The organism is Bradyrhizobium sp. UFLA01-814, from assembly GCF_046718885.1.
Taxonomy (GTDB): Bacteria; Pseudomonadota; Alphaproteobacteria; order Rhizobiales; family Xanthobacteraceae; genus Bradyrhizobium; species Bradyrhizobium elkanii.
In genome coordinates, this window is the sequence record NZ_JAQOSR010000266.1 from 1 (window position 1) to 7,743 (window position 7,743).

The 7,743-nt window shown below is 64.2% G+C and carries 9 protein-coding genes; 5 read left to right on the forward strand and 4 right to left on the reverse strand.

Going from position 1 to position 7,743, the window contains the following annotated elements:
• The 5 genes from PMN64_RS40770 to PMN64_RS40790 form a co-directional block, all read left to right on the forward strand.
• The coding region (locus tag PMN64_RS40770; protein WP_411784831.1) for a SufB/SufD family protein at window positions 1-464 on the forward strand (464 nt) is incomplete at its 5' end.
• A gap of 2 nt (window positions 465-466) precedes the next feature.
• A complete protein-coding gene (locus PMN64_RS40775) occupies window positions 467-1,708 on the forward strand; it encodes a cysteine desulfurase (RefSeq protein WP_028342144.1) in 1,242 nt (413 codons plus the stop codon).
• Window positions 1,705-2,076, forward strand: coding sequence for an SUF system Fe-S cluster assembly protein (locus PMN64_RS40780; RefSeq protein WP_028342143.1), 372 nt, complete (start codon window positions 1,705-1,707; stop codon window positions 2,074-2,076). Before PMN64_RS40775 ends, PMN64_RS40780 begins: the two co-directional genes overlap by 4 nt.
• A 74-nt stretch (window positions 2,077-2,150) precedes the next feature.
• Entirely contained in the window at window positions 2,151-2,540 is a 390-nt protein-coding gene (locus PMN64_RS40785) for a HesB/IscA family protein (protein WP_028342142.1), read from the forward strand.
• A 178-nt stretch (window positions 2,541-2,718) separates the two neighbouring features.
• Window positions 2,719-3,201 carry a TfoX/Sxy family protein gene (locus tag PMN64_RS40790; protein ID WP_411784832.1) on the forward strand — a complete coding sequence of 161 codons (483 nt, stop codon included), beginning with the start codon at window positions 2,719-2,721 and terminating at the stop codon, window positions 3,199-3,201.
• A gap of 117 nt (window positions 3,202-3,318) precedes the next feature.
• Here the strand turns inward: PMN64_RS40790 and PMN64_RS40795 are convergent, their stop codons facing one another.
• The 4 genes from PMN64_RS40795 to PMN64_RS40810 all read right to left on the reverse strand — a co-directional run.
• A complete protein-coding gene (locus PMN64_RS40795; RefSeq protein ID WP_028342140.1) occupies window positions 3,319-4,386 on the reverse strand; it encodes a GGDEF domain-containing protein in 1,068 nt (355 codons plus the stop codon).
• Window positions 4,387-4,703: 317 nt separating this feature from the next.
• A complete protein-coding gene (locus PMN64_RS40800; protein ID WP_411784833.1) occupies window positions 4,704-6,218 on the reverse strand; it encodes a DEAD/DEAH box helicase in 1,515 nt (504 codons plus the stop codon).
• A gap of 253 nt (window positions 6,219-6,471) precedes the next feature.
• Window positions 6,472-7,164 (reverse strand): helix-turn-helix transcriptional regulator, encoded by a 693-nt coding sequence (locus PMN64_RS40805; protein WP_411784835.1) that lies wholly within the window; start codon window positions 7,162-7,164, stop codon window positions 6,472-6,474.
• Window positions 7,165-7,414: 250 nt separating this feature from the next.
• The coding region (locus PMN64_RS40810; RefSeq protein ID WP_411784836.1) for a helix-turn-helix transcriptional regulator at window positions 7,415-7,743 on the reverse strand (329 nt) is incomplete at its 5' end.

The following is a 7,743-nucleotide window of genomic DNA, read 5'->3' on the forward strand; positions in this document are numbered from 1 at the left end:
AGACCAACGGCGTCAATCTGATCAACGGCAAGCAGCACGCCGACACCACGCTATTCTTGGATCACGCGGTGCCGCACTGCGCGAGCCGCGAGATCTTCCGTGCCGTTGTCGACGACCGCGCCCATTCGGTGTTCCAGGGCCGCATCATCGTCCGCCCCGACGCGCAGAAGACCGACGCCAAGATGATGACCCGTGCGCTGCTGCTGTCCGACGACGCGGAGGCCGACAACAAGCCCGAGCTCGAGATCTTCGCCGACGACGTCACCTGCGGTCACGGTGCGACCACCGGCGCGCTCGACGAGAGCTTGCTGTTCTACATGCGCGCCCGCGGACTGCCCGAGAAGGAAGCGCAGGCGCTCCTGATCCAGGCCTTCGTCGGAGAGGCGATCGAGACCATCGCCAGCGACGCGTTGCGCGAGGTCGCAATTGCCACCGCGCAGCGCTGGCTTCAGGCGAGGGCGTAAGCATGCACAAGGCGGTCGCCAACGGTAGTTACGACGTCGCGCTGGTGCGGCAGGATTTCCCGGCGCTCGCCATGCAGATCTATGGCAAGCCGCTGGTCTATCTCGACAACGCGGCCTCGGCGCAGAAGCCGAATGCGGTGCTCGACCGCATGACCGAGGCCTACAAGAGCGAATACGCCAACGTGCATCGCGGCCTGCATTATCTGGCGAATGCCGCGACCGAGGCCTATGAGGGCGCCCGCGGCAAAGTCGCGAAGTTCATCAACGCCCGCCGCAGTGAAGAGATCGTCTTCACCCGCAACGTCACCGAGGCGATCAATCTGGTGGCGTCGTCCTGGGGCGGGGAAAACATCAAGGAGGGCGACGAGATCGTCCTCTCGATCATGGAGCACCACTCCAACATCGTGCCGTGGCACTTCCTCAGGGAGCGCCATGGTGCCGTGATCAAGTGGGCGCCGGTCGACGACGAAGGCAATTTCCTGATCGAGGAGTTCGAGAAGCTCCTGACCCCGCGCACCAAGATCGTCGCGATCACCCAGATGTCGAATGCGCTCGGCACGCTGGTTCCGGTCAAAGACGTGATCCGGCTCGCCCACGCCCGCGGCATTCCGGTGCTGGTCGACGGCGCGCAAGGCGCTGTGCACCTGCCGATCGACGTCCAGGACCTCGATTGCGATTTTTACGCCTTCACCGGCCACAAGGTGTACGGACCGACCGGCATCGGCGCGCTCTATGCCAAGCACGAGCATCTGGTGGCGATGCGGCCGTTCAACGGCGGCGGCGAGATGATCCGTGAGGTGGCCAAGGACTGGGTCACCTATGGCGATCCGCCGCACAAGTTCGAGGCCGGCACGCCGCCGATCGTCGAGGCGATCGGGCTCGGCGCTGCGATCGACTACGTCAATTCGATCGGCAAGGAGCGCATCGCCGCGCATGAGCATGAGCTGCTGACCTACGCGCAGGATCGCCTGCGCGAGATCAACTCGCTGCGCGTGATCGGAACCGCCCGCAACAAGGGACCGGTGATCTCGTTCGAAATGAAGGGCGCGCATCCCCACGATGTCGCGACCGTGATCGACCGTCAGGGCATTGCGGTGCGCGCCGGCACGCATTGCGTAATGCCGCTTTTAGAGCGGTTCAACGTCACGGCCACCTGCCGTGCATCCTTCGGGATGTATAATACTAGGGAAGAAGTCGACCATCTGGCGCAGGCGCTGATCAAGGCGCGGGAATTGTTCGCATGACCGATACAGCCGAAGTCAAGACGGCCACCATGGAAACCACCTCGGCACTGCCGGCGGAGGAGACCGAGCGCATGAGCGGCGAGATCGTCGCGGCGCTGAAGACGGTGTTCGATCCGGAAATCCCGGCCGACATCTACGAGCTCGGCCTGATCTACAAGGTCGATCTCAAGGATGATCGCTCGGTCGACATCCTGATGACGCTGACCACGCCGAACTGCCCGGCCGCAGGCGAGTTGCCGCAGATGGTCGAGAACGCGGTCGCCAGCGTTCCCGGCGTCGGCGTCGTCAACGTCAATCTGGTGTGGGATCCGGCCTGGACGCCGGACCGGATGTCGGACGAGGCGCGCCTCGTCCTCAATATGTGGTGATGCGTTAGGGGATTGGACTTAGGCTCAAGAAGAACGGCAATTGATTTGCCGCTGGGACTGACCACATGAGTGACATGACGCAAGCTTCACCAACCCCAGCCAAGCCGAAGCGGCCCCGCCCGCAGGTCATGAAATTGACCGATGCCGCGGCGGAGCGGATCACCGAGCTGACCAAGCGCGCCGATTCCGAGATCGTCGGGCTGCGCGTCGGCATCAAGAATGGCGGCTGCGCCGGCCAATCCTATACCGTCGAATACGCCCACGAGATCCGCCCGACCGACGAAGTGGTTGAGGACAAGGGCGTGAAGATCCTGGTCGATCCGAAGGCCGTGCTGTTCCTGCTTGGAACCGAGATGGACTATGTGGCCGACAAGATGCAGGCCCAGTTCGTGTTCAACAACCCGAACCAGATCTCCGCGTGCGGTTGCGGCGAATCGGTGCAGCTCAAGCCGGCCACGGTCTAGAGAGACGTCCGCATATCGATTGTCGTGTGATCGGCACCTGTGTTGCCCGTCATTGCGAGCGTAGCGAAGCAATCCATGTTTCCGCTTGTTGCGCGATGGATTGCTTCGCTACGCTCGCAATGACATGGATGGAGACGCGCTCCTTACCATGAGGCGACAGACGGGGGCGATTGGCCACATGGACCGCGAATTCCTCACCGACCTGTTCGCCGACTTCGGCCCGGTGACGCTGCGCCGGATGTTCTCCGGCTACGGTATCTCGGCTGACGGCACCAATTTCGCGCTCGCGCTGCGCGCCGGGCTCTACTTCCGTGCCGATGAGGAGACCATCCCGCAATTCGAGGCGGAAGGCTCCGGGCCGTTCCAGTATCAGACGCGTTCCAAGACGGTGACGGTGAACTCCTACTGGCAGCTGCCGGCACGGCTGTTCGATGACTCGGAAGAACTCGCGGTCTGGGCACGGTCGGCGCTCGGCGCCGCCCAGCGCGCCGCGATGCACAAGCGGCCGAGGAAACGAGTGGCTGCGCGAAAGTCGAAGGCGCCAGCGAAGAAGGCTGCTGCAAGGAAGGCTACTGGCAAGAAAGCAGCTGCGAGAAAGGCGGTTGCGAAGGGGCCGTCGGCGAAGAAGAAGCGATCGGCAAGGAAGCGCTCCTCATCCTGAGGCAGCCAATCCATCCACGTCATTGCGAGCGAAGCGAAGCAATCCATGATTCCGCATATGCGGTTGCGGTGGATTGCTTCGCTTCGCTCGCAATGACGGTGGAGGAAGTGAGGGAGATCACGCCACGCGGGTCTGGATCTCGGTGCTGTATTCCGGGTCGGCCTCGCAGATCACGCGGTTGCGGCCGGCGCGCTTGGCGGCATAGAGGCAGGCGTCGGCGCGCTCGATCAGCGAGTCGGTGTCGTCGGACGGCTTCAGCATGGAGACGCCGACCGAGATCGTGACACGGCCGAGGATCTCACCGGTCGACTTCTTCTTCAGCTCCTTGGCCATCACGGCGCGGCGGATGTGGTCGGCGACCGTCAGCGCCTGCCGCAGCGCCGTGTTGGGCAGCACCACGGCGAATTCCTCGCCGCCATAGCGGGCGGTGATGTCCTGGCCCTTGATGTTCTGCTTCAGCGACTGCGCCACCAGCCGCAGCACCTGGTCGCCGGTGAGATGGCCGTAGGAGTCGTTGAACGACTTGAAGTGGTCGATGTCGAACATCAGGAGCGACAGCGGCTCGCCGCTGGCGAGCGCGGCCTGCACCGCCATGTCGATCGAGCGGTCGAAATATTTCCGGTTGCCGAGGCCGGTGAGCGGATCGGTCAGGCTCTCGGCGCGGATCGCCTCGAGGCTGTGTTGCAGATCGCTGATCTCCGACTTCGACAGCGCGAGCCGGTTCTCCAATGCCTGATTGGTCTCGCGCATCTCGCGCGTCGATTTTGCCAGGCTATCGACGATTGCCTTGATGTGATCGCGGGTGGTCGCGCTCGCAAGCTTGTCGCTGGCGCCGACGAGGCTGGCGTCATAGGTCGCGGACACGCCGAGTGCGTCGGTGATCAGCTTCATGACGGCGTCGATCTCGCCGATGACGCGCGCGCCGACCTTGTCGATGCGGTCCGAGGTCTTGATGTGCGAAAGGTAGGTCTCGTAGATCTGCTCGAGATCGGATTCAGAGAGCTTACCGCTGCGCGCCAGCGTCTCGTTGATGACCTTATTGAGCGGCGCGTTGTATCCGGTCGCGTAGACGTACCAGATTTCGTAGTTGCGGGGGACTGCGGTCTGGCGAAGCGAGCGGATCTGGCCAAGTGCGACTTCGGCAAAGGCCAACGTACGTTCGTGTTCGTCCAGCAGCTTGACCACTGTCACGCCCTCAATGCACGCAATGCCGATTAAGCCCGGCAGCAATGACTAAACTATTGGGGCGAGGGTACGGGACGAGAGTGAAGGCAAGGTAAATAGTGGAACTACGGGGAAGCCGGTTGCGACGACCATGCGGCGCGCCCGATGCTTGTCCGTCTTGAGCGGCACTTTCGGACGCTTTTCGTTTGCCCGCATTGCGATGCGAAAACTGCGCGCATTTGCTTCAAACGCCGGGAAATCGACGTGTGCGCCGGTCGCGGGCGGCAACAGAGATTGGCTGGACTACCGCCGCTGGCGCGGCGGCATCGGAGCAGACCTTACGCGCGTGCGCGCACGGGTCGCAGCAGGAAGGCGGGTAGGTGCGAATGATCGGCGGGCTCGTGGTCCACCTCGCGCTGCGGCCGCCGTGGCTCGGCACGCCCGATCGACGGCACGTGCGACGGAGCGGCCTGCGGAGCCGAATTGCGGCCGTGGCGCGGTTCACGCTCCGGCTTCGCTGCGCGCTCCTCGCGGGGCTCCCGCTCGCGACGCCCTTCGCGTTCACCGTGACGCGGCTCGCGTTCACCGTGACGCGGCTCGCGCTCACCGTCACGCGGCTCGCGTTCACGTCGCGGCTTGCGGCCGCCACGGGCGCCGTCGCGCGAACCTTCGCGGCTGCGCGAGCGGCGCGGCGCGGCGTCCTCGTCGGAGCCCTCGCTGTGAACGCTGTAGTCGCCCTCGGCGCGCGGGATCGGCTGGCCGATCAGCTTCTCGATCGCAGTCATCGATTTGCTATCGAGCGAGGTGACGATGGAGATCGCAGTACCGGTCCGTCCGGCGCGGCCGGTACGGCCGATGCGGTGGACGTAATCGTCCGGGTGGTGCGGGACGTCGAAATTGAAGACGTGGCTCACCGCGGGAATGTCGAGACCGCGGGCGGCGACGTCGGAGGCGACGAGCAGCGGAATCTCGCCCTTGCGGAATTGATCGAGGGCCGCGGTGCGGGCGGATTGATCCATATCACCGTGCAGGGCGCCAACACTGAAGCCGTGCTTCTGGAGTGATTTGTGAAGGACGGCGACTTCGCGCTTGCGATTGCAGAAGATAATCGCGTTGTTGAGATCCTTGGCGTCGCGCAGCAGGCGGCGGAGGATCTCGCGCTTGTCATGCGCTTCGCGACCGGCCGGGACCTGCAATTGCGTGACGGTGACGGCGGTGGTCGCGGGTTTGGAAACTTCGATCCGGGCCGGATTGTGCAGGAAGGCCTCGGTGATGCGGCTGATCTCCGGGGGCATCGTCGCGGTGAAGAACAGGGTTTGCCGCGTAAAGGGGACGAGCTTGCAGATGCGTTCGATGTCGGGAATGAAACCCATGTCGAGCATGCGGTCGGCTTCGTCGATCACCAGCAGCTCGACGCCGGTGAGCAGCAATCCGCCGCGTTCGGTGTGGTCGAGCAGGCGGCCGGGCGTTGCGATCAGGACGTCGACGCCGCGCATCAGCTTGGAGTCCTGGTCGCCGAACGAGACACCGCCGATCAGCAGCGCCACGTTCAATTTCTGACCGGCGCCGTATTTGTCGAACTGCTCCTTCACCTGCGCGGCAAGCTCGCGGGTCGGCTCGAGGATCAGGGTGCGGGGCATCCGTGCCCGGGCGCGGCCCTTCTCGAGCAGAGTGAGCATCGGGAGAACGAAGGCAGCGGTCTTGCCGGTGCCGGTCTGGGCAATGCCGAGGACGTCGCGCCGGGCGAGGACGTGCGGGATTGCCTGTTCCTGGATGGGAGTGGGGGTGGTGTAACCGGTGGCCGCAACTGCGGCGAGGACCTTATCGGACAGGCCTAGATTGGAAAAAGACATTGAGCCTCTGGTCGAAACCGCCGTTCGGCATCGCAGGTAAAAGGCTGTCGCGTTCGGCCCCGAAACGGCTCGCTTTTCTATAAAGCTCGGGGGCTCTGACTAACGCTGACGGACGGCAAACCTGACGAATCGCGCTTCGATCCGAGGGCCGCGTTGCCTCGCAACATAGGGGCGAAACCGGTAAAGTCAATCTTGGAACCGGCCGGATAGCCCAAAAAGCTTAACGTTTTGACTGAAATAAGCGTCTTTTTCGTCATTTGGCGGTCAAATGAATCACGACCTCGGCCCCGGACGGCGAGGCCGTCACGGGGGCTTCCACGCTGTTTTTCATCCTGAATTCGCCGGGCGTCAGGCCTTCGGATGCGCCGAAGATCCGGTAGAAGGTGGCAAGGCTGCCGAACCCGCAGGTGAGGGCGATGTCGGCGATCGGCCGCGGCGGCTTCTGGCAAAGCAGCCTTCGGCTCTCGCACAGGCGCTGGGCGGTGACCGTCTGCGAAAAGCTGGTCCCGGTCGCTTCGAACAAAACGTGCAGGTAGCGCACCGAGACGCCGAGCATCTCGGCGACCATGCTTGGCGACAGCGCCGGCTTTGCCAGGTGACGCGTGATCAGGCGGCGCGCGAGGCTGAGCCGGCCGACGCGCAGCGCTTGCTGCGCGCGGCGGCTGCCCGGCCTGATCGCGCCGCGCTCAATCAGCGCAAGGTCCGCCACGATCTTGACCAGCGCAGGAATGCTCGCGGTATCACCGGCCTCCGTCGCTTCCTTGAAGTCGGCGAGGCAGGCTTCGAGCAGCGGCGCCCAGCCGCGATTGCTGGTCGCCGGTGATCCCTGACGGGCAGGCTCAGATGCCTGGATTTGATCCGCCCGCAGGTCCGCGGCATGGAGAGGAAAGCGCGTGGCGCCTGTAGCTAGCGTTTCCTGGCTGTGATCCCCGTGCTTACCGCGCATCGTGACTGATCCCTCGCTCTGCATGAGAGCGCGCGTCGCCGGTAAGGAAATTTGCTGTGCCGAACCCGGACGAAGCGCCGCAGTGGTTCTGGCGAAATGGCCGGAAAATATCTTCTCAATGCGCGCAGGCTGATCACTTCGGTTCAGCGAAGGTCGGATCGCGCGGCGGTGTGAAATTCAAGGAGGTGAAGGGGGCGGCCGAGCCACGGCAAATTGCGAGCGCGGTGTCCCGGCCAGTCCGGACGGGCGCTCAGGCCGTTTGCGCGCGGTAGTCGCCCGGCGTCATGGACTCGGATGCATTGAAGAGGCGGTAGAACGTCGCAAGGCTCTCGAAGCCGCAGGCAAAGGCGACCTCGGCGATCGTTTGCCTCGGCTGCTCGCGGAGCAGGCGGCGGCTTTGTTCGAGCCGGAGCGTGGTGACGGTCTCCGAGAAGCTCATCTCGGTCTCCTCGAACAAGATGTGCAGGTGACGGACCGAGATGCCGAGCAGGCCGGCAATCAGGGTTGGCGACAGCGCCGCACGCGCCAGATGGCGCCGGATCAGGCGGCGGGCCAGCGACAAATGGGCGGTTCGCAAGG

Bases quoted from the DNA above. Each gene is read 5' to 3' on its own strand.
- PMN64_RS40785 (WP_028342142.1), top strand. From the start codon at position 2,151: ATGACGCAAGCTTCACCAACCCCAGCCAAGCCGAAGCGGCCCCGCCCG.
- PMN64_RS40780 (WP_028342143.1), top strand. From the start codon at position 1,705: ATGACCGATACAGCCGAAGTCAAGACGGCCACCATGGAAACCACCTCG.
- PMN64_RS40805 (WP_411784835.1), bottom strand. From the start codon at position 7,164: ATGCGCGGTAAGCACGGGGATCACAGCCAGGAAACGCTAGCTACAGGC.
- PMN64_RS40775 (WP_028342144.1), top strand. From the start codon at position 467: ATGCACAAGGCGGTCGCCAACGGTAGTTACGACGTCGCGCTGGTGCGG.
- PMN64_RS40790 (WP_411784832.1), top strand. From the start codon at position 2,719: ATGGACCGCGAATTCCTCACCGACCTGTTCGCCGACTTCGGCCCGGTG.
- PMN64_RS40800 (WP_411784833.1), bottom strand. From the start codon at position 6,218: ATGTCTTTTTCCAATCTAGGCCTGTCCGATAAGGTCCTCGCCGCAGTT.